This window comes from Crenobacter sp. CS_VA4 (assembly GCF_055597485.1).
Genome location: NZ_JBVMAE010000046.1, coordinates 1 through 18,717, shown reverse-complemented (window position 1 = coordinate 18,717; position 18,717 = coordinate 1). Strand labels below are relative to the sequence as shown.

Sequence of the window (18,717 nt, the reverse complement as noted above, 5' to 3'; positions counted from 1 at the left end):
GGCCGCTGCGCGGGCGGCCTCCATGCCTGGTCAAAATTCAACGAGCACGGCTGGTCAAAATTCAGTGAGCGCCAACAGCATAGGACCTCTCGTTGAACGGCTCGCCCTCGGGCATTTTGCGACTCCGGCCGTTGCGGGTGTCGCCCGACTGGCTCGAAACCGGCTCCTCCATGCCATGCTTGTTTCATCTCGGCGCTCAGCGCCTTCTCACAAGCCCGCCGACGGTCTGACTAAACAAAAATTCGTGCATACCCTGCCTTCCACGCGCGGGAAGCTGCTCTGACCTTGCGTCGTTTCCCCATCATCCGACTATTGAACCAATTGGTACATAACACTATAGTTAACGTCGCGTTGGCCGAATAATGCACATTTGTTCGATTATCGATCTACTCAATGGGTGCTCGGGTTGGTCCGAGGAAACCCCGGCCGGGTACAAAATGCGTGAGAGGAGAAACCATGCAGCATTCCATCGCCACCGTGTCGCTCAGTGGCACCTTGCCGGAAAAACTGGAGGCCATTGCGGCCGCTGGTTTCGACGGCGTGGAGATCTTCGAAAACGACCTGCTGTACTTCGACGGTTCACCCCGCGATGTCCGCCGGATCTGCGCCGACCTCGGCCTGAAGATCATGCTGTTCCAGCCGTTCCGGGACTTCGAAGGGGGACCCCGCGACCAGCTGCAACAGAACCTCGACCGGGCCGAGCGCAAGTTCGACCTGATGCAGGAATTGGGAACCGACCGCATCCTGGTCTGCAGCAGTGTGCGGCCGGACGTGATCCGCGACGATGGCGTGATCGCGGACGATCTGGCCAAGTTGGCCGAACGCGCGGCACGGCGCGACATCCTGGTCGGCTACGAAGCCCTGGCCTGGGGGCGCTACGTGCACTCCTACCGCCACGTCTGGCAGATCGTCAAAGCGGTGGACCACCCCAACCTCGGCATCATCCTCGACAGCTTCCATACCCTGGCCATCCAGGACGACCTGGCGCCGCTGGCCGAGATCCCCGGCGACAAGATCGTGTTCCTGCAACTGGCCGATGCGCCGCAGATGGCGATGGACGTGATGGAATGGAGCCGGCACTTCCGCTGCTTCCCCGGCCAGGGCGATTTTGACATCGCGGCCTTCCTCGCCCCGATCCTGCGGAGCGGTTATGACGGCCCGCTGTCGCTGGAGATCTTCAACGACGGCTTCCGCGCCGCGCCGACCCGGACCACCGCCGCCGACGGCCTGCGCTCCTTGCTGTATCTGGAGGAAAACACCCGGCAGAAACTGGCCGCTGCACCCAGCCCCGCCGGCCCGTCGGCCGAGGCGCTGTTCTCTCCGCCGCCGCCGGTCGATTTCACCGGCGTGGAGTTTCTCGAGTTCGCGGTCGACGACGCCGCCGCCAAGCGGCTGGCCGGCTGGTTTGCCAAGCTGGGCTTTGCCCATGCCGCTAGGCACAAGTCGAAGAACGTCGACCTGTACCGTCAGGGCAAGGTCAACCTGATCCTGAACGCCGAGTCCGACTCGTTCGCGCACGCCTTCTTCGTCTCGCACGGCCCGTCGCTGTGCGCCGCCGCGTTCCGCGTCGACGACGGCCACGCGGCGCTGGAACGCGCCAAGCTGTACCGCGCCCGACCGTTCGACAGCCGCGTCGGTCCGAACGAGCGGCAGATTCCGGCGGTGCGCGCCCCGGACGGCAGCCTGCAATACCTGGTCGATCCCGGCCTCGACGGCCGCTCGATCTACGACAGCGACTTCGAGCCGGTTGGCGCGCCAGCCGCTGAGCCGGCTACGCTCAATACCATCGATCATTTCGCGCTCGGCCTACCGGCCGAAGCGCTGGACAGCTGGATCCTGTATTTCCGCACCGTCTACGGCTTCGATACCGAGCACGAATGGGTGCTGCCCGATCCCTACGGCCTGGTGAAGAGCCGGGTGGTGAAGAGCCGGAACGGCGCGATCCGCATCCCGCTCAACATCTCGGAAAACCGCAATACCGCGATCGCCCGTTCGGTGTCGACCTACCGCGGCTCGGGTCTGCAGCACGTGGCGTTTTCCAGCGACGACATCTTCGCCGCGGTCGCCGCCGCCCGCGACGCGGGCCTGCCGCTGCTGGAGATCCCGCGCAACTACTACGACGACCTCGCCGCGCGATTCGACCTCGCCCCCGAGTTCGTCGCGCAACTGGCGGCCGCCAACGTGCTCTACGACCGCGAGCCCAACGGCAGCGAGCTGCTGCATGTCTACACCGAGCCGTTCGAGGAGCGCTTCTTCTTCGAGATCCTGGAGCGGCGCGGCGGCTACGGGCAGTACGGTGCGGCCAACGTGCCGGTGCGGCTGGCCGCGCTGGCGCAGGCGCGGTCCAGGGCGCAGGGCAACGATCCGCGCTGGTTCGACTAGATCAGCCGGTTAAGTCATCACGCAGGGAGAGACTTCTGACTCTCTGCACTCCACTTCCCCCCGCCTCGGCGGGGGCTTTTTTTCGCGTCGTTCGGACAATCGTTGACAGCCCGGGCAAAACCTCGTGAGATGCTGGCTTTCAGCCTGCAGCGGAGTCTCTCCCTTGGATGCCTCTTCCTACCGACCGACCGACAGCAGCCAGCCGGTCCGCCGCAAGAACGACCCGGAGGGGATGCGCCGCCGCATCCTCGAAGCGGCGCTGGCCGAGTTCTCCAGCGTCGGCCTGAGCGGGGCCCGCCTCGATGCGATCGCGGAGCGGGCCGGGACCAACAAGCGGATGGTGGTGTACTACTTTCGGACCAAGGAAGGGCTGTACATCGCGGTGCTCGAACAGGTCTACGGCGCTATCCGCGAGGTCGAGCAGGAGCTGCACATCGAGTCGCTGCCGCCGGAAGAAGCGATCACCAAGCTGGTCGAATTCACCTTCGACTATCACAGCGCCCACCAGGAGTTCAACCGGCTGGTCAGCATCGAAAACATCCACTACGCCCGCCACATCGCCAAGTCGCGCAGCATCCGCAACAGCAACCGCAGCGTGATCGACAGCATCGAATCGGTGCTGGAGCGCGGCCGCGCCGCCGGGCTGTTCAAGGCCGACGTCGACGCGATCGATGTGCATATGCTGATCAGCTCGCTGTGCTTCTTCCGGGTATCGAACCGCTATACCTTTGCCGCGCTGTTCGGCCGCGACATGGCCGCCGACGAGAATCGGCAGCGTCACCGCCGGCTGGTCGTCGACACCGTGCTCGCTTTTCTCAAGGCATGAAAAAAGCGGACGGGAAACCCGTCCGCTTCTCAACCATCGCTATCTGATCAATCGTCCAGTTCGATGCGGCGAATGTCCCCGACGACGACGATGTAGGCGGCGGCGCCGATCAGGGCCAGCACGCCGATGAACACCAGCGCGCCGACGAAGGAGCCGGTGGCGCTGACGATCAGGCCGATCACCAGCGGCGTGATGATGCCGGCCAGGTTGGCCGCGACGTTGAACACCCCGCCGGTCAGGCCCAGCTGGCCCTTGGGCGCGATGTCCGACACCAGCGTCCAGCCCAGCGACGCCATTCCCTGCGCAAAGAACGCCACCGACATGATCGCGATCACGGTCGACTGGTCTTCGACATAGTTGGCGCTGATGATGGTGGACGCGAGCAAGAGGCCGATGATGATCGGCAACTTGCGCGCCACGTTGGCCGAACGGCCCTTCTTCAGCATGCCGTCGGACCACCAGCCGCCGAACAGCACGCCGAACGAGGCGGCGATGAACGGCATCATCGCCATGAAGCCCACCTTCAGGCCCGGCATATGGCGCTCGGTGACCAGATAGCTCGGGAACCAGGTGAGGAAGAACACCAGCGTCGAATTGCCGGCGAACTGGCCGAGGCAGATGCCGAGGATCTGGCGCTCGGCCAGTAGCGCCTTGACGTGCCGCCATTCGAACGAGGGCTTCTGCGCCGCCGCACTGACCAGCCCGCCGCCCTCGGCGATATAGTCGAGCTCGGCCTGGTTGACACGCTTGCTCTCGTGCGGCTCGCGGTAGCCGAGCAGCCAGGCGATCGCAAACAGGAAGCCCAGGCTGCCGGTGAAGATGAAGATGGTGTGCCAGCCCCAGGTCTCGAGCATCCAGTAGAGGAAGGGGCTGAAGAACGCCAGCCCGATGTACTCCCCTACCGTATAGATGCTGGTGCCGCGCGCCCGCTCGTGCTGCGGCAGCCAGGTTGCCACGATGCGACTATTGGTCGGGAAGCACGGCGCCTCGCTGATGCCGAGCCCGAATCGCAACGCCAGCAGCGTCGTCAGATTACCGGCAAACGCGTGTAGAAGCGTGAATAGCGACCAGAACGTCACCGAGAACAGATAGGTCAGCCGGGCACCGATCTTGTCGAGCAGGATGCCGCCGGGGATCTGCGCGGCGGTATAGGTCCAGGCGAAGGCCGAGAAGATCAGGCCCATCATCGCCGGATTGAGCGCCAGCTCCTTGGTCATCGTCGGCGCGGCGATGCCGAGCACCGCACGGTCCAGATAATTGATCATCGTGCCTACCGCAATCAGGCCCAGGATGAAGAAGCGGGCCCGGGTGGGCGTTTGTGCGCGTGTCGCCGGCGTCGCCGGTACACCATAGGCTTGAGTCATGGTCTGTCTCCTTTGTAGTTCTACACTCTCTGACGAGAGTTCTTGTAGCTGTTTCGCTGGGTCTAAGCGCCCATTGCGGCGAAGTGCTGCAACATCCTTGCCGGATCGGGCGAGAGGCCGGTAAACAGCCGGAACGCCTCGACCGCCTGGAACACCGCCATGCCGCCGCCGTCGAGGGTCCGGCAGCCCAGCGCACGCGCGGTCTTCAGCAGTTCGGTCTCCAGCGGGAAGTACACCACCTCGGCCACCCATAGCTGGGGCCGCAACAGCTCGGCCGGCAAGGGCATCCCGGGGTGGCCGAGCATGCCGACCGGCGTGGCATGGATCAGCCCGTCGGCGGTGGCGATGTCCTCGGACAGCGACCGGGCGACGACGGCACGCCCGTCGCCGAAGTGACGGCACAGGCGTTCGGCCAACGTTTGAGCACGGACAGGGTCGGTGTCGTGCAGCAGCAGCGTCTCGGTGCCGAGCATCAGTGCGGCGTGCGCCACCGCCGCGCCGGCACCGCCGGCACCCAGCTGCACAACGCGGCGACGGGCGACATCGGGTAGGCCGCGCCGGAAGCTCTCGGCGAAGCCCCACCAGTCGGTGTTGTGGCCGATGCGTTTGCCGCCCTTGAACAGCACCGTGTTCACCGCCCCGATCGCGGCCGCATCCTCCGACAGCTCGTCGAGCAGGGGGAGCACCGCCTGCTTGCACGGGTGGGTGACGTTACAGCCGGCAAAGCCCATCAGTTCGGCCGAATCGAGCAGCTGCGGCAGCGCCTCTACCCCACTAGCGATCTTGGCCAGGTCGAGCAGTTGGTACAGATAGCGCAGCCCCTGCGCCCGGCCTTCCTCTTCGTGCAGCGACGGGGAGCGTGAGGCCTGAATGCCCTCGCCGATCAGCCCCACCAGGTGGGGACGCGTTGCGGGAATAAGCGAAGTCGTCATGCGGGATCCTTCTTGAACAAGGTGGCGAGACGCTGGACGGCGAGGCTGTAGCCCTGAATGCCCAGGCCACAGATCACCCCCTGGGCGACCAGCGAAACGTAGGAGTGCCGGCGGAACGATTCGCGGCGATGCACATTGGAGACGTGCACCTCGATCACCGGGCCGCCGTAGGCGCCCAGCGCGTCCATCAGCGCAATCGAGGTGTGCGTCAGCCCGCCGGGATTGATCACGATGCCGTCGAAACGCCCCCGCGCCTCGTGGATCCAGTCGATCAGCTGCCCTTCCCAATTGCTCTGGCGGAACTCCAGCGCCATGCCGTGCGCTTCGGCCACCGATCGGCAATCCGCCTCCGCGCTGGCCAGCGTCTCGGAGCCGTAGACATCGGGTTCGCGCTGGCCGAGCAGATTCAGATTCGGACCGCTGAGGACGAGAACGCGGGCGCTCATGCCGTGCCTCCGCCGTGTGCGGTGGCGCACTTAAACGTACCGACCGGTTGATTATTTTGATAAAGAATTAGGCTCATGCATGCTCTCCTTGCTCGGTAACGGCATCAGACCCACCGTAGCCAACGCCACAATGTACCAGTTGGTACATGCGAAGGGTGAAATGAAGGCTGCGTCGTACGGCGCAGCCAGGAAACGCCATCGATCCTCCCCGGGCGAGCATCCAACCACAGCAGGCTGTAATGCGGCGGCCGAAGGGATCTGGGCGATTACCGCCCTTTTGTATGGCTATCGAACATCAATTTAGGTAGGCCGGTCTGCGGCGTCAAGGATGACGCTGCAAACACAGTGCGACAATCGAACAAATACTCTAAGAGCTCGCAAACAAAGCCATTCCGGCGTTGTTGCGCTGCTTTGTCGTACTACCTGTACGCCTGCGGCAGCGCGACGAGCAGAACCGCCCCGCTGGATTTTGTTAGCGGCGCTACGCCAGCCTTTACTATCTCGTAAAAAAATTGCACAATTTTTTTACGAGAACCTCGACGGTGCTTTTCATCATGTCGCCACCGGCCATCGGCACGCTGATCCGTCAGCGTCGCAAGCAACGCGGTAGCACCCTGCAGGACGTGGCCGACTGCATCGGCCGCTCCCCGGCGTTCCTGTCGCTGTTGGAGCGCGGCCTGAGCGAGCCCGCGATCGACGATCTGATCGCCATCGCCGCCGCACTCGAGGTCAGCACCGCCTACTTCTTCTCCGCGCCCGCGACGGCGCCGCATCCGTGGCTGGTGCGCTCGCAGGAGCGGCGCGAGATGCATTACCAGGGCGGCGTCCACGACACGCTGCTGTCGCCGGCGCTGACCGGCCGGTTTCACATGCTGATGGGCGAGCTCGCACCGGGCGCCCATTCGGGCGAGCGGCAGATCAGCGAGACCGGCGAGCAGGGCGGCCTGGTGCTGGCAGGCTCGCTGACGCTCTGGGTCGACGGCGAAGAACAGCAACTCGGCCCCGGCGACAGCTTTCAGTTCGACTCGTCGCGCCCTCACCGCTACGCCAACCTGGGCGACACGGTGGCACAAGTGCTGTGGGTGGTGGCCTGAGCCGCCGACAAGCATTAGATAGCCGCGCGGGAGCTACATCCCGCGGCAGCCTCAACGTGTCGGCTGCTAAAACATCGATGGGAGTCGTCCTGTCCACGTGATCGGGCGCAGCAGCACGGGCATTCCAGACTGCCCGTGCCCTGCAAGGGAGCATCATGAAACCTTCCCGCACCCTCCTCGTCCTCGCCACGGCGGCGCTGTTGCCCAGTGCCGCGTTTTCCGCCAGCTCTCCAGTCGTCAACTTCTACGCCTGGGCCGACTACCTGGCCGAAGACACCGCCCCCAAGTTCCAGAAGGAAACCGGCATCAAGGTGCGCTACGACACCTTCGACAGCAATGAGATCCTCCAGACCAAGCTGCTGACCGGCAAGTCCGGTTACGATGTCGTGGTGCCGTCGAACGTGTTTCTGGCCAGACAAATCCCGGCCGGGCTGTATCTGCCGCTCGACAAGGGCAAGCTGCCGCACTACCGGGACCTCGATCCGGAGCTGCTGAAGCTGATGAGCCAGGCCGACCCCGGCAACAAGTACGCCGTGCCGTTCTTCTGGGGCATCAACACCCTCGGCATCAACGTCGACCGGGTCGCCAACAAACTCGGCGGCCCGCTGCCGGCCAAGCAATGGGACCTGCTGTTCCAGCCCGGCTACGTGGCGAAGCTGAAAAGTTGCGGCGTCAGCATGCTCGACTCGCCGACCGAGGTGTTCCCGCTTGCGCTGAAATATCTGGGCAAGAACCCGGCAAGCCAGAACGCGGCCGACTACCAGGCCGCCGCCGCGCTGCTCAAGACTATCCGCCCCTATATCACCCGCTTCTCCTCGTCGGGCTATATGGACGAGATGGCCCGTGGCGATCTCTGCCTGGTGCTCGGCTACGGCGGCGACCTGAACATCGCGCGGCGCCGCGCCGAGGCGGCCAAGAACGGCGTGAAGATCCGGCCGCTGGTGCCGAAGGAAGGCGTCGCGATCTGGATCGACAGCATGGTGATCCCGAAGGATGCGCCGGACGTCGCCAACGCCTACCGCTTCATCGACTACAACCTGCAGCCCAAGGTGGCGGCGGCCAACGCCAACTTCGTCACCTACGCGCCGGGCAGCCTGGCGGCCCGGCCCTTGATCGCCGCCGAGCACCGCAACAACCCGTCGATCTTTCCTGGCAAGGAAGAGCTGCGCAACAGCTTCGTCCAGACGCCGATGACGCCGGCTATCCAGCGCCTCACCACCCGGCTGTGGCAGGAGGTCAAGACGCACAAGGACTGATCCGGCCGTCTCCCCGCACGGGCCTCGACCCGTGGCAGCCTCTACACGTCGGCTGTTGAAACATCGATGGGCATCCACCGGCCGCCAGCGCGCGGCCGGCCATTGGAGCGGTATCCCTATGTCTGAACTCCTCTACGGCGACGGCGCGATCCGTCGCCTCTCCCCCTACGGCAGCAGCATCGAAAACACCTTCGCCGGCGTCACCAGCTTCCTGCGCCGCCGCTACAGCCGCGACCTCGCCGGCGTCGACGTGGTGGTCAGCGGCGTGCCGCTCGATCTCGCCACCACCTTCCGCCCCGGCGCCCGGCTCGGCCCGGCGGCGATCCGCGCCGCGTCGGTGATGTTCGCCGACCTGAAACCGTTCCCGCACGGCGTCGCCCCGTTCGACGAGCTGGCGGTGATCGACTACGGCGACTGCTGGTTCGACGCGCATCGCCCGGACACCATCGCAGCGAGCATCGTCGAGCACGCGCGCACCATCCTCGCCAGCGGCGCACGCATGTTGACGCTGGGCGGCGACCACTACATCACCTACCCGCTGTTGAAAGCCCATGTCGAACGGTTCGGCCAACCGCTGAGCCTGATCCACTTCGACGCGCACTGCGACACCTGGCCCGACGACGATCCGATGAGCCTCAACCACGGCACAATGTTCTACAAGGCGATCCGCGAGGGGCTGATCGACCCGGCAAGCTCGGTGCAGGTCGGCATCCGCACCTGGAACGACGACTTCATGGGCGTCGAGGTGCTGGACGCGCCGTGGGTGCACGCCCACGGTCCGGAGGCGACCTTGCAGCGCATTCTCGCCATCGTCGGCGACCGCCCCTGCTATCTCACCTTCGACGTCGACTGCCTCGACCCCTCGGTCGCCCCAGGCACCGGCACCCCGGTGCCGGGCGGCTTGAGCAGCGTGCAGGCGCTGGCGATCCTGCGCGGCCTCGACCCGCTGCACCTGGTCGGCATGGACGTGGTCGAGGTGGCACCGCCGTACGACCAGAGCGACATCTCGGCGCTGGCCGCCGCCAATATCGGCTTCGAGCTGCTCTGCCTGCTGCATCGGCAGAAGACCCGCCGCTGAGCACCAATAGCGCCCGGCCCGGGCGCTGTTTTCACCCTCCGCACAACAACCCAAGCAGACCCGGTATGATGAGCGCTTAGCCATCCGGAGCCGCCCATGCCCGCCCCGCTCGTCCTCGCCGCCGCCCAGACCGCCCCGCTCGCCGGCGACCTTTCGGCCAACCTGGCCCGCCACCTCGATATCATCGCCACCGCCGCCCGCCACGGCGTCACGCTGCTGCAGTTTCCCGAGCTGTCGTTGACCGGCTACGAACTGGCGCTGGCACGCGACTGTGCGGTGACGCTGGACGACGCGCGGCTCGCACCGTTGGCCGAAGCGGCGCGCCGGCACGCGATCACCGTCATCGCCGGCGCACCGCTGCTTCTCACCGACGGCAGCTTGCGGCTCGCCGCGCTGGTCTTCCATCCGGACGGCAGCGTCAGCCACTACGCCAAGCAGCATCTGCATCCCGGCGAGGACGCGGTGTTCGTGGCCGGCTCGGCCGGCCTGACCCGACGCTCGATGACACAATGGCCGTGGCGCTGGCGATCTGCGCCGACACCGGCCATCCCGAACACGCCGCCGCCGCGAAGCAAAGCGGCGCCGCCGTCTACAGCGCCGGCATGCTACTCAGCGCCAACGGCTACCCGGCCGACACCCGCCAGTTGCAGGGTTACGCCCGCGAACACCGCATGGCGGTGCTGCTGGCCAACTACGGAGCACCGTCCGGTGGCTGGCCGTGCGCCGGCGGCAGCGCGCTGTGGGATGAACACGGCGAGCGCATCGCCGTGGCGCCGGATAGCGGCGAAGCACTGCTGATCGTCGAACGCGGCGCGAACGGCTGGCGCGGCCAGTCGGTATCCCTATCCTGAAACGGCTTCGGCCAACGTTGCGGAGCGTGTCATGCACATCGCCATCCTCACCCTCGACGGCTTCAACGAGCTCGACTCACTGATCGCGCTCGGCATTCTCAACCGGGTGAAGCGCCCCGGCTGGCGGGTGTCGCTGGCCTGCCCCACCCCGCAGGTCACCTCGATGAACGGCGTGACGCTGGCCGCGCAGGCAACGTTGGCCGAAGCCGGCCAGGCCGACGCGGTGCTGGTCGGCAGCGGCATCAGGACCCGCGACTACGCGGCCGATCCGGCCTTCCTCGCCGAGCTGAATCTTGATCCGGGTCGTCAGTTGATCGGCGCGCAGTGCTCCGGCACGCTGCTGCTCGCCCGCCTCGGCCTGCTCGACGGCGTGCCGGCCTGTACCGACCTGATCACCAAGCCCTGGGTCGAGGAAGCCGGCGTCGCGGTGCTGAACCAACCGCTGTTCGCGCGCGGCAATGTCGCCAGCGCCGGCGGCTGCCTGGCGTCGGCGTATCTGGCCGCCTGGCTGATCGCCCGGCTGGCCGATCTCGACAGCGCCGCCGCCGCGCTGCACTACGTCGCGCCGGTCGGCGAAAAGGACGCCTACGTCGAGCACGCACTCGCCGTGATCCGGCCCTATCTGTAATTTCGGCTACCCATGAAAGCCCTGTAATGAGCAATACCCTGACCCTCCGCCCCGCCACCGCCGCCGACTGGCCGGCGATGTGGGGCATCTTCCGCGCGGTGATCGCCGGCGGCGACAGCTATGTGTTCGACCCGGCCACCGGCGAGGACGATGCACGCGCCTACTGGTTCGGCCCGGGCATTGCCATCTGGGTCGCGCTCGACGACGCGCGCGTCATCGGCATGTACAAGCTGGTCGCCAACCAGCGCGACCTCGGCGACCACGTCGCCAACGCCTCGTTCATGGTCGACCCGAACGCGCACGGCCGCGGCGTCGGCCTGACGCTGGGCCGGCATTGCCTAATCGAAGCCAAACGCGCCGGCTTCACCGCGATGCAGTTCAATTTCGTAGTGGCGAGCAACCACGGTGCGGTCAAGCTGTGGCAGAAGCTCGGCTTCAGCATCGTCGGCACGCTGCCGCGCGCGTTCCGCCACGCCACGCTCGGCGAGGTCGACGCCTACGTGATGTACCGCTTCCTCGACGACATCGCCGACTAGGAGCCGCTAACAACACCCTCCCGGCGTTGTTGCGCTGCCTTGCCGTACGACTTGTACTGTCTACGGCAGCGCGGCGAGCAGCACCGCTTCGCTGAGTGTTGTTAGTGACTCTAGAGATCGGCAGAAACAAGGAGAAACCCCATGCAAGGCAGCTGTCTGTGCGGCGAAATCGCCTACGAAATCGATCGGCTCGACTCGGAAATCGGCCACTGTGCCTGCCATACCTGCCGCAAGGCGCACGCCGCCGCGTTCAATAGCGCGGCGGCGGTGCGGCGCGAGCATTTCCACTGGCTGCGCGGCGAGGCGCTGTTGAGCCGCTACGAATCGTCGCCAGGTAAGACCCGCTACTTCTGCTCGCGCTGCGGCACCCAACTGGCCGCCGAACGCGCCGGCCAGCCGCACTGGATCCTGCGGGTGGCGACGCTCGACGACGACCCGGGCGTCACTCCCGCCTACACGATCTGGCAGTCGCAAGCGGCACCATGGCTCGCGCACGGCGACGACTTGCCCGCCTATCCGGAATGGCAGCCGGGCCGGGAGTAAGGGTGGGCGGCGGGTGATGCAGGCCTGCCGGAACGAGCCCGGCCGCAGCGGTGGCTAGCGGCCGGGCGCTAGCCGCGCCGGAACCGACGTTGCTCCCGGCCAGCCGCCCCGATCACACCGCCAGCCCTATCCCCTGCAGCACCTCGCGGTAGTTGTGCGCCACCGGCAGGTCGGCCGCCGCCGCTCGGGTTTCGGCCGATGGGCGGAACAGGAAGCCCTGGCTCGCCTCGCGCAGCATAGTCAGGTCGTTGAAGGCGTCGCCGACCGCGACGGTGTGACAACCCTGGAACGGCCGCAGCGCCTCCTGCTTGCCGGCGCGGCGCACGTAATGCGGCTGCACGATATAGCCGGCGTCGTCGCACTCGAAGCGGTGGCACTGCAGTTCCGGCTCGCCGAGCTTGCGCCACAGCGGCACCACCATCTCGCGGAATGCGTCCGACACCAGCACCACCCGGTACGACTGGCGCAGCCGGTCGACGAAGGCGCGCGCGCCGGCCAGCGGCTCTAACGCGTCGACCAGCGTCTGCAGGTCGGTCAGTCGGATGCCGTTATCGCGCAGCAGCCTGATCCGGAACGCCACCAGCCTGGCGTAGTCGGGCTCCTCGCGGGTGGTCAGGTTCAGCTCGGACAGGCCAGTTTCGGCGGCGATGTGCGGCCACATCTCCGGGATCAGCACGCCTTCCAGGTCGATACAGGCAACGTTGTTCATCGTGCTCTCCTCAATGTCCCATCGGCGCAAACGCCAGCGCCACGCCCAAGCCCACTAGCACCGTGCCGATGCTGCGGTTCAGCAGCACCTGGCCGCGCAGCATCGCGTTGCGCAGCCGGCTGTGCGAGAAGAACAGCGCGACCAGCGTGAACCAGGCCCAGTGCGCGAACGACATGAACAGGCCGTAACCGATCTGGGTCAGGAGCGGCGTGTCGACCCTCACCACCTGGGTGTAGGTGCTGACCACGAACAGCGTGGTCTTGGGGTTGAGCGCATTGGTCAAAAAGCCGGTGCGCAGCGCGGCAAAGTCCGAGATCGGCGCGCCACCGGACAGGTCGACGCTGAGCTTGCTGCGGGTGACGAAGGTCTTGTAGCCGATGTAGACCAGGTAGGCGGCGCCGACGAACTTGATCGCGTTGAACAGCAGCGGCGCCTTGGCGATCAACAGGCCGACGCCGAGCATGGTGTAGGTGACGTGCACCTGCACCCCGAGCGCGATGCCGAGTGCGGCCAGGAGGCCGGCCTTGCGGCCGTACAGGTAGCTGTTGCGCGTCACCATGGCAAAGTCGGCGCCCGGGCTGATGACGGCAAGGATAGTGATGACGGCGACGGCGATCAGTTCGTTCATGGCGGATATCCTGTGCAGGCAATTGGCTGCCGCGGCCCGTACAGGCCGCGGCACGGCGGCTCAGTCACGGCGGCGAAAGGTGATCACCAGCACGTCGCGGTGCGCCTCGTGGCAGGGGTCGAGCTGCACGATCGGCGTGACACCGTGGTAGACCTGCTCATCGTTGACGATGGCCAGATCGAGCGGCTCGGTCAGGGTGAACTGGTCGAGCCGGCGCTTTTCCAGATCGTAGATGGTGGTGGCGCCGTTGATCACGTTGTGGCGCTTCACCAGCAGCATCAGCACGAAGCTGACGCCGTCACGGTGCACCCCCTCCGGGGTCGGCCGCCCTTCCATGCCCCGGCCGGCCTCGATGCGGAACTGGTGCACCTCGATATGCCAGGCGGCGTCCGGAGCGAGTCGGCCGAACAGTTCGCAACCGAGGTTCAGCAGCGTGGTCAGCGTCGCGCCGTGCTGGATTTCAGCCTCGATCGGCTGGTAATGGCGCGCGATGCCGCCGTTCAGCGTGTTGTAGTCGAGCGTCTGGTAGTGAGGCTGGTGCGGCTCGAGTCGCGCCTGACGCGCCGCCGGCTGGGCGCTGAGCGTGGCGTGGCGGCGGCGCCGATAACGGCCGCCATCGGCCATATAGCCGTCTTCGGCCAGGCGCTCCCAGCTTTGCTGGAACTGGCCGAACTCGGCCAGCGCCGCCGGGTTCAGTTGCATCAGCAAGGTGGCGACCCGGGCCGCCGGTATGAAGCAGAAGGCCTGCTGGGCAAGCCGTTGGCCCAAGGCGTCGAGTGCGGTGTGCGGGTCGTGAAGCGGGGCCAGCTGCTGGTCGGCTTGCTCGAGTACTGCATCCATCCCTGTTTCTCCTGAGTGTGCGATTTCATCACTGGTCAAGACAGGCCACCGTGCCGGTAGGCCGAGACAAGCCAATTTTCGTCGCGTTGCCGTCCTAGGAAAAACGATTTATGCTCAATAAATTATGTGAGTAAATATCACCGATAATGACCCGCCTGCCACCGCTCAACAGCCTGCGTGTATTCGACGTCGCGGCGCGTCACACCAGCTTCGTCAAGGCCGCCGCCGAGCTACACGTCACCCACGGTGCGGTCAGCCGCCAGATCGCCCAGCTCGAGGCGATGCTCGGCGTGGCGCTGTTCGAGCGCCGCAACCGCGCGGTATTCCTGACCCGCGAAGGCCTGCTGCTGCAGGAGGCCTGCGCGCCGGCACTGGCCAGGTTGGCCGAAGCGATCGAGCGGCTGCGCCAGCCGGCCGTCGATGCGCCGCTGGTGGTGTCGTGCGAGCCGACCATCGCGATGCGCTGGCTGATCCCGCGGCTGGCGCGTTTCCACCAGCAACACCCGCAGTTGCAGATCCACCTGTTCACCGCCGGTGGAGCGATCAACTTCACCACCAGCCGGGTCGACCTGGCGCTGCGTCGCAACGACTTTCCGCACGGCGACGCGGTCCATGTCGCACCGCTCGGCCGGGAGTGGGTCGGGCCGGTCTGCAGCGCCGAACTGGCGGCCCGGCTGAGCCGCGGCCAGCCCTGGCCGGCGCGGCTGCACACGCAAAGCCGGCCGGACGCTTGGCCACGCTGGCAGGCCACGGCCGGGCAGACACTGGCCGCCGACGCGGAGCACCGCTACGAGCATTTCTACCTCAGTCTGCAGGCGGCCAGTGCCGGCCTGGGGCTGAGCATCGGCTCGCTGTATATGGTCGCCGACGAGCTGGCCGGCGGCCGGCTGGTGGCGCCGTTCGGTTTCGTACCGGATGGCTCGGAGTACCTGCTGCTCTCCCCGCTCCCGATCGACGGAGACCCGCGCCGCGAGGCGTTCCGCGACTGGCTGGTCGAGGAGCTGAGCGAGACCGCCAGCACCCAAGCCGGCCAGCCTAGCAGCCTGTCAAGGCGGGAAAATCAGAACGACGATGGGGGAGGAAACAGCGTGTGACGCACCCGCTGCAGTCAGTCGGTGGCCGAGAGGGAGAGCACGAGGAAAGGGGATAAAGCGCAGGGGGAGTCTTTGGGGATGCCGCATCAGGCCCTGGCGTACGGCGGTACCGGGAGCACGGGCGCGCCGAGCTTGTGGCTCTGACCGCAGCTACACCGGCTAACCGCATGGCTTGCGACGGCGGTAACCGGCCAGTTCCGGTCTCGGCACGACATCCCTGAGCAGGGCGACCCGGCGGTTATGGCGACGCACAAACGAGGCGGTCGATTGGCCGGTAGCGGCCGGGGCAATGTCGATCTCGGCCTGATCGCTCTCGAGCACTCGCCAGCCCGTCTGCCCCCAGCGGCGGGTGGCAAAGGTTTGCCCATAGCGGGCGCGGTAGAGGTATACGAAGGTCCGGTTGGGCATCAAGGTCCTGTGTGATGGGGGCGACGCGGGCCGCCCGAGGCTTGCCATGACATGGCGCCTACACCATCCGCAGCGCACCATGTCGCGAGCCTTGAGCGTAGCCCGAGCCGGCAACAGCGGCTGTGTACAAAACTCAGCACTTGTTTGACCACCGGCCACCGGAGTCAAACCCGCCATCACACAGTCGCCACATAAACACCATTGAATTTCGCCGCGCCGCGTCGCACCATCCAATCCGAGTATGACGCCGACACGGCGTGACCCCTGCCCCCTGCTACAGGCGACGCTTCCCTATCAGGTATTGCCATCGGCCTTGTAGGCGCTATTGTCCCACTTGCCCTGGCACAGATCGCCGGTCGACACGTTCTCTTCGACCTGGATGGCGGTATTGTCTTCAAACAGGATCTCCGAATAAGCGCGATGGCGCAGGCACGCCGTCACCTCCTCCTTCTTGAACGCCTGCTTGGGGAAAGCCCCGCAGGTGCGCAGCCACTTGGACGGCTGCGCCTTGCCACCATCCATCTTGTAGATCTGCCCGCCTCTTACCTCGCAAAGCGCGTTAGTCGCGGGATTGGCAGGGGTGGTCGGGAGAGGAGACTGGGCCGACGGGGCTTGGGCCGCTGCAGCGGCCGCTTCCTGTTTAGCCACTTTCGCGATTCTCAGCGAGCGGGCAATCTCGCTCACCAGCTGCTCATCGGCCAGCACCTGCGTTGTAACCAGGCACAGCAGCATGCCCGCCAACCACTTTCCATCGCCCATGATCCCCCTCCCCCAATCCGCCAGACACCATTCTGGGTATCGAATATCGACCACGCCTTGTCAAAGCTACTTTGACGGGCAGCGGAACGGGGTTGCTTGCGCACACCTCGGTCTGCTCCGCCATTTCTAGGGCGTTGCTCGGCCCAAACCGGCCAGTCATTGGAGGATGTTGTATTCCATTCGGCGAGAGCTAACATAGAGCCAACTCGAAAAAAAAACGCGTCAGGAGGCTGCTATGGGTGTGGTTAGCAGGCGCGAGTTTCTGCGCATGAGTGCCGGCGGCTTGTTGCTGGCGGGCGGAGGATTCCCGTCCCCTGCGCAAAGCGCAGAAATGGGTCCACTGGAGCTACCCGACGGTACCCGAGAATCCTCTCTACTGGAGGCGCTCCCCGGCAAGGTGCCCTTGATCAAACGAAGCTTTCGCCCGCCTAACTACGAAACACCCATAGAGTACTTTCGCACCGCCTTTACCCCCAATAAGGCGTTCTTTGTACGCTATCACCTGGCCAATATTCCTCAAGTCGAGCCGAATACCTGGCAACTGCGCATAAGTGGAGAAGTTGCCAGTCCTCTCGTGCTGACGCTCGAGGAGTTGCGACGGTTCGAGATGGTTGAAATCGCGGCAGTCTGCCAATGCTCTGGCAACCGACGGGGCTTGTTTCAGCCGCACGTACCAGGTGTGCAATGGGCTTACGGCGCGATGGGCAATGCGCGCTGGCGTGGGATTCGGCTACGCGACGTGCTGAACAAAGCAGGTGTCAAAAAAGAAGCGCTCGAAATTGTCTTCGACGGTGCTGACGAAGGCGTCATCGACAAGACGCCGGATTTCGTCAAAAGCCTGCCGCTATGGAAGGCGCTCGACGAGAATACGCTCATCGCCCTGGAGATGAACGGTGAGCCGCTCCCGCACTGGAACGGTTTCCCGGCACGCTTGGTCGTCCCCGGTTGGACGGCCACCTATTGGGTCAAACATCTGACCACCATCAACGTCGTCGCTAAGCCGTTCGACGGCTTCTGGATGAAAACCGCCTATCGGGTGCCCGTCGGCAAGTTTCCCTTGATTGACCGCTTCCTATCGCAAGAAACGCCGGTCAACACCCCCATCACCGAGATGGTCGTCAACTCCCTGATCACCAGCGTGCACGATGGACAACGGCTTCGTCCCGGCACGCCGATCGAGGTGGCGGGGATCGCCTGGGACGGCGGCTACGGCATCCGGCAGGTGGAGGTCTCCACCGACGGCGGCACGAGCTGGCGCAATGCCGAGTTGGGCACCGACCATGGCCGCTTCTCCTTCCGCCAATGGCGCCACCTGTTCCGTCCTGATCGAAAAGGCCGCTACACACTGATGGCGAGAGCCACCAATCGCGTCGGCCAAACGCAAACATTCGAACTCATCGCGAATCCAGCGGGTTATCACCACAACCTGGTCCATCGCGTCGTCGTCGAAGTAGCGTGAACGGAGCCCGCCATGAAACCGAAACTCTACTGGTGCTTGCTGCTGCTTCCGACTCTGGCGTCGGCGAACGAGAGTACGGTGACGCTCAGGCCCGGCGAAGGCAGGGATCTCGTCGTCGCAAACTGCGCCATGTGTCACAGCCTGGACTACATCCAGATGAACTCGCGCTTTCTCGACCGCAAGGGTTGGGAAACGACGGTCAACAAGATGGTGAAAGTCATGGGCGCCCCGATCAAAGCCGAGGACATACCCAAGATACTCGACTACCTTGATCAGCAGTACGGCAAACCGAAGTAAGTGCGCCTTTCCAGGCTGTGGCCTGCCCCACCGTAGCGCACATTCTTGGCATGGATCGTTCAAGATCACGCTCTTGCCGAGGCGGACCTGAAGGCTTGCCCCTGACTGCTTGCTAGAGGCTAGAGAACTGAACCCGTTGACGCGGTTGACATTCTGTTGGGCGCCAGGAGCAAAAAAAGGGGTTAGCTTGCGCTAACCCCTTGTTTTTATGGTGCCAATGAAGTGAATCGAACACTCGACCTACTGATTACGAATCAGTTGCTCTACCGACTGAGCTACATTGGCAAACCAACTTGGCAAAAGAGCCTTGACGAGAAATATCACCAAGGCTCTTTTTAATTCTGGTCGGGGTGAGAGGATTCGAACCTCCGGCCTCTACGTCCCGAACGTAGCGCTCTACCAGGCTAAGCTACACCCCGAATTAGTTCAACGCGAACGTTGAAGAAGCGGCAATTTACACGGTTTGGTCCGGCTTGGCAACGCTGGGCATTGCACATCGAAAACAGCGAATCTGGTCGGGGTGAGAGGATTCGAACCTCCGGCCTCTACGTCCCGAACGTAGCGCTCTACCAGGCTAAGCTACACCC

At 65.1% G+C, this 18,717-nt stretch carries 20 protein-coding genes, 2 tRNA genes and 1 pseudogene; 13 read left to right on the top strand and 10 right to left on the bottom strand.

From position 1 onward, the window contains the following. The first annotated feature begins 456 nt into the window (after positions 1–456). A complete protein-coding gene (locus ACZ2IA_RS21735; RefSeq protein WP_470294680.1) occupies positions 457–2,382 on the top strand; it encodes a bifunctional sugar phosphate isomerase/epimerase/4-hydroxyphenylpyruvate dioxygenase family protein in 1,926 nt (641 codons plus the stop codon). Between the two features lie 163 nt (positions 2,383–2,545). Continuing rightward, positions 2,546–3,208 carry a TetR/AcrR family transcriptional regulator gene (locus ACZ2IA_RS21730; protein ID WP_470294679.1) on the top strand — a complete coding sequence of 221 codons (663 nt, stop codon included), beginning with the start codon at positions 2,546–2,548 and terminating at the stop codon, positions 3,206–3,208. Positions 3,209–3,255: 47 nt separating this feature from the next. On the opposite strand, the gene ACZ2IA_RS21725 is transcribed toward ACZ2IA_RS21730, so the two are convergent. The 3 genes from ACZ2IA_RS21725 to aroQ all read right to left on the bottom strand — a co-directional run bounded on the left by ACZ2IA_RS21725 (position 3,256) and on the right by aroQ (position 5,950). Next, a complete protein-coding gene (locus tag ACZ2IA_RS21725) occupies positions 3,256–4,572 on the bottom strand; it encodes an MFS transporter (RefSeq protein WP_470294678.1) in 1,317 nt (438 codons plus the stop codon). A gap of 62 nt (positions 4,573–4,634) precedes the next feature. Further along, positions 4,635–5,504 (bottom strand): shikimate dehydrogenase, encoded by an 870-nt coding sequence (locus ACZ2IA_RS21720; RefSeq protein WP_470294677.1) that lies wholly within the window; start codon positions 5,502–5,504, stop codon positions 4,635–4,637. Further along, complete coding sequence (aroQ, locus tag ACZ2IA_RS21715) at positions 5,501–5,950, bottom strand: type II 3-dehydroquinate dehydratase (protein ID WP_470294676.1); 450 nt, start codon at positions 5,948–5,950, stop codon at positions 5,501–5,503. The genes ACZ2IA_RS21720 and aroQ overlap by 4 nt, the downstream gene beginning before the upstream one ends. A gap of 554 nt (positions 5,951–6,504) precedes the next feature. Here aroQ and ACZ2IA_RS21710 point away from each other — a divergent pair. The 8 genes and pseudogenes from ACZ2IA_RS21710 (at position 6,505) to ACZ2IA_RS21675 (ending at position 11,936) form a co-directional block, all read left to right on the top strand. Next, a complete protein-coding gene (locus tag ACZ2IA_RS21710; RefSeq protein WP_470294675.1) occupies positions 6,505–7,044 on the top strand; it encodes a helix-turn-helix domain-containing protein in 540 nt (179 codons plus the stop codon). 155 nt (positions 7,045–7,199) lie between these two features. Next, positions 7,200–8,300 (top strand): polyamine ABC transporter substrate-binding protein, encoded by a 1,101-nt coding sequence (locus tag ACZ2IA_RS21705; RefSeq protein WP_470294674.1) that lies wholly within the window; start codon positions 7,200–7,202, stop codon positions 8,298–8,300. A gap of 118 nt (positions 8,301–8,418) precedes the next feature. Continuing rightward, entirely contained in the window at positions 8,419–9,378 is a 960-nt protein-coding gene (gene speB, locus ACZ2IA_RS21700; protein WP_470294673.1) for an agmatinase, read from the top strand. 96 nt (positions 9,379–9,474) lie between these two features. After that, positions 9,475–9,768, top strand: a pseudogene (locus tag ACZ2IA_RS21695) (nitrilase-related carbon-nitrogen hydrolase); the annotation flags it as partial. Between the two features lie 119 nt (positions 9,769–9,887). Next, positions 9,888–10,229 (top strand): nitrilase-related carbon-nitrogen hydrolase, encoded by a 342-nt coding sequence (locus tag ACZ2IA_RS21690; RefSeq protein WP_470294672.1) that lies wholly within the window; start codon positions 9,888–9,890, stop codon positions 10,227–10,229. A 31-nt stretch (positions 10,230–10,260) separates the two neighbouring features. Further along, positions 10,261–10,857 carry a DJ-1/PfpI family protein gene (locus tag ACZ2IA_RS21685; protein WP_470294671.1) on the top strand — a complete coding sequence of 199 codons (597 nt, stop codon included), beginning with the start codon at positions 10,261–10,263 and terminating at the stop codon, positions 10,855–10,857. A 26-nt stretch (positions 10,858–10,883) separates the two neighbouring features. Next, positions 10,884–11,393, top strand: a complete 510-nt coding sequence (locus tag ACZ2IA_RS21680; protein ID WP_470294670.1) for a GNAT family N-acetyltransferase — start codon at positions 10,884–10,886, stop codon at positions 11,391–11,393. 141 nt (positions 11,394–11,534) lie between these two features. Then, positions 11,535–11,936 (top strand): GFA family protein, encoded by a 402-nt coding sequence (locus tag ACZ2IA_RS21675; RefSeq protein WP_470294669.1) that lies wholly within the window; start codon positions 11,535–11,537, stop codon positions 11,934–11,936. Positions 11,937–12,048: 112 nt separating this feature from the next. Here the strand turns inward: ACZ2IA_RS21675 and thrH are convergent, their stop codons facing one another. The 3 genes from thrH to ACZ2IA_RS21660 are packed head-to-tail and all read right to left on the bottom strand — an operon-like array spanning position 12,049 to position 14,113. After that, entirely contained in the window at positions 12,049–12,645 is a 597-nt protein-coding gene (thrH, locus tag ACZ2IA_RS21670; RefSeq protein ID WP_470294668.1) for a bifunctional phosphoserine phosphatase/homoserine phosphotransferase ThrH, read from the bottom strand. 10 nt (positions 12,646–12,655) lie between these two features. Next, the gene (locus tag ACZ2IA_RS21665; RefSeq protein ID WP_470294667.1) at positions 12,656–13,273 is read right to left on the bottom strand and encodes a LysE family translocator; all 618 of its coding nucleotides are present in this window, start codon (positions 13,271–13,273) and stop codon (positions 12,656–12,658) included. 60 nt (positions 13,274–13,333) lie between these two features. Next, the gene (locus tag ACZ2IA_RS21660; protein WP_470294666.1) at positions 13,334–14,113 is read right to left on the bottom strand and encodes a 2OG-Fe dioxygenase family protein; all 780 of its coding nucleotides are present in this window, start codon (positions 14,111–14,113) and stop codon (positions 13,334–13,336) included. Between the two features lie 146 nt (positions 14,114–14,259). On the opposite strand from ACZ2IA_RS21660, the gene ACZ2IA_RS21655 reads away from it, so the two are divergent. Beyond that, positions 14,260–15,207 carry a LysR substrate-binding domain-containing protein gene (locus ACZ2IA_RS21655; protein ID WP_470294665.1) on the top strand — a complete coding sequence of 316 codons (948 nt, stop codon included), beginning with the start codon at positions 14,260–14,262 and terminating at the stop codon, positions 15,205–15,207. 159 nt (positions 15,208–15,366) lie between these two features. On the opposite strand, the gene ACZ2IA_RS21650 is transcribed toward ACZ2IA_RS21655, so the two are convergent. Both ACZ2IA_RS21650 and ACZ2IA_RS21645 read right to left on the bottom strand, forming a co-directional pair. Further along, positions 15,367–15,615 carry a hypothetical protein gene (locus tag ACZ2IA_RS21650; protein WP_470294664.1) on the bottom strand — a complete coding sequence of 83 codons (249 nt, stop codon included), beginning with the start codon at positions 15,613–15,615 and terminating at the stop codon, positions 15,367–15,369. Between the two features lie 294 nt (positions 15,616–15,909). Next, entirely contained in the window at positions 15,910–16,374 is a 465-nt protein-coding gene (locus tag ACZ2IA_RS21645; protein ID WP_470294663.1) for a hypothetical protein, read from the bottom strand. A gap of 235 nt (positions 16,375–16,609) precedes the next feature. Here ACZ2IA_RS21645 and ACZ2IA_RS21640 point away from each other — a divergent pair, with 235 nt between their 5' ends. Next, positions 16,610–17,833, top strand: a complete 1,224-nt coding sequence (locus tag ACZ2IA_RS21640; protein WP_470294662.1) for a molybdopterin-dependent oxidoreductase — start codon at positions 16,610–16,612, stop codon at positions 17,831–17,833. 12 nt (positions 17,834–17,845) lie between these two features. After that, on the top strand, positions 17,846–18,130 hold the full coding sequence (locus ACZ2IA_RS21635; protein ID WP_470294661.1) for a c-type cytochrome: 285 nt from the start codon (positions 17,846–17,848) through the stop codon (positions 18,128–18,130). A 209-nt stretch (positions 18,131–18,339) separates the two neighbouring features. Here ACZ2IA_RS21635 and ACZ2IA_RS21630 read toward each other — a convergent pair. Both ACZ2IA_RS21630 and ACZ2IA_RS21625 read right to left on the bottom strand, forming a co-directional pair. Then, positions 18,340–18,415 (bottom strand) — tRNA-Thr (locus ACZ2IA_RS21630). 57 nt (positions 18,416–18,472) lie between these two features. After that, positions 18,473–18,549: transfer RNA gene (locus ACZ2IA_RS21625), tRNA-Pro, on the bottom strand. Between the last annotated feature and the right edge of the window lie 168 nt (positions 18,550–18,717).

Coding starts and splice junctions, on each gene's coding strand:
- ACZ2IA_RS21735 (WP_470294680.1), top strand. CDS start 457: ATGCAGCATTCCATCGCCACCGTGTCGCTCAGTGGCACCTTGCCGGAA.
- ACZ2IA_RS21725 (WP_470294678.1), bottom strand. CDS start 4,572: ATGACTCAAGCCTATGGTGTACCGGCGACGCCGGCGACACGCGCACAA.
- aroQ (WP_470294676.1), bottom strand. CDS start 5,950: ATGAGCGCCCGCGTTCTCGTCCTCAGCGGTCCGAATCTGAATCTGCTC.
- ACZ2IA_RS21650 (WP_470294664.1), bottom strand. CDS start 15,615: ATGCCCAACCGGACCTTCGTATACCTCTACCGCGCCCGCTATGGGCAA.
- ACZ2IA_RS21665 (WP_470294667.1), bottom strand. CDS start 13,273: ATGAACGAACTGATCGCCGTCGCCGTCATCACTATCCTTGCCGTCATC.
- ACZ2IA_RS21705 (WP_470294674.1), top strand. CDS start 7,200: ATGAAACCTTCCCGCACCCTCCTCGTCCTCGCCACGGCGGCGCTGTTG.
- ACZ2IA_RS21640 (WP_470294662.1), top strand. CDS start 16,610: ATGGGTGTGGTTAGCAGGCGCGAGTTTCTGCGCATGAGTGCCGGCGGC.
- ACZ2IA_RS21720 (WP_470294677.1), bottom strand. CDS start 5,504: ATGACGACTTCGCTTATTCCCGCAACGCGTCCCCACCTGGTGGGGCTG.
- ACZ2IA_RS21690 (WP_470294672.1), top strand. CDS start 9,888: ATGGCCGTGGCGCTGGCGATCTGCGCCGACACCGGCCATCCCGAACAC.
- ACZ2IA_RS21710 (WP_470294675.1), top strand. CDS start 6,505: ATGTCGCCACCGGCCATCGGCACGCTGATCCGTCAGCGTCGCAAGCAA.
- ACZ2IA_RS21645 (WP_470294663.1), bottom strand. CDS start 16,374: ATGGGCGATGGAAAGTGGTTGGCGGGCATGCTGCTGTGCCTGGTTACA.
- ACZ2IA_RS21660 (WP_470294666.1), bottom strand. CDS start 14,113: ATGGATGCAGTACTCGAGCAAGCCGACCAGCAGCTGGCCCCGCTTCAC.
- thrH (WP_470294668.1), bottom strand. CDS start 12,645: ATGAACAACGTTGCCTGTATCGACCTGGAAGGCGTGCTGATCCCGGAG.
- ACZ2IA_RS21680 (WP_470294670.1), top strand. CDS start 10,884: ATGAGCAATACCCTGACCCTCCGCCCCGCCACCGCCGCCGACTGGCCG.
- ACZ2IA_RS21655 (WP_470294665.1), top strand. CDS start 14,260: ATGACCCGCCTGCCACCGCTCAACAGCCTGCGTGTATTCGACGTCGCG.
- ACZ2IA_RS21635 (WP_470294661.1), top strand. CDS start 17,846: ATGAAACCGAAACTCTACTGGTGCTTGCTGCTGCTTCCGACTCTGGCG.
- ACZ2IA_RS21685 (WP_470294671.1), top strand. CDS start 10,261: ATGCACATCGCCATCCTCACCCTCGACGGCTTCAACGAGCTCGACTCA.
- speB (WP_470294673.1), top strand. CDS start 8,419: ATGTCTGAACTCCTCTACGGCGACGGCGCGATCCGTCGCCTCTCCCCC.
- ACZ2IA_RS21675 (WP_470294669.1), top strand. CDS start 11,535: ATGCAAGGCAGCTGTCTGTGCGGCGAAATCGCCTACGAAATCGATCGG.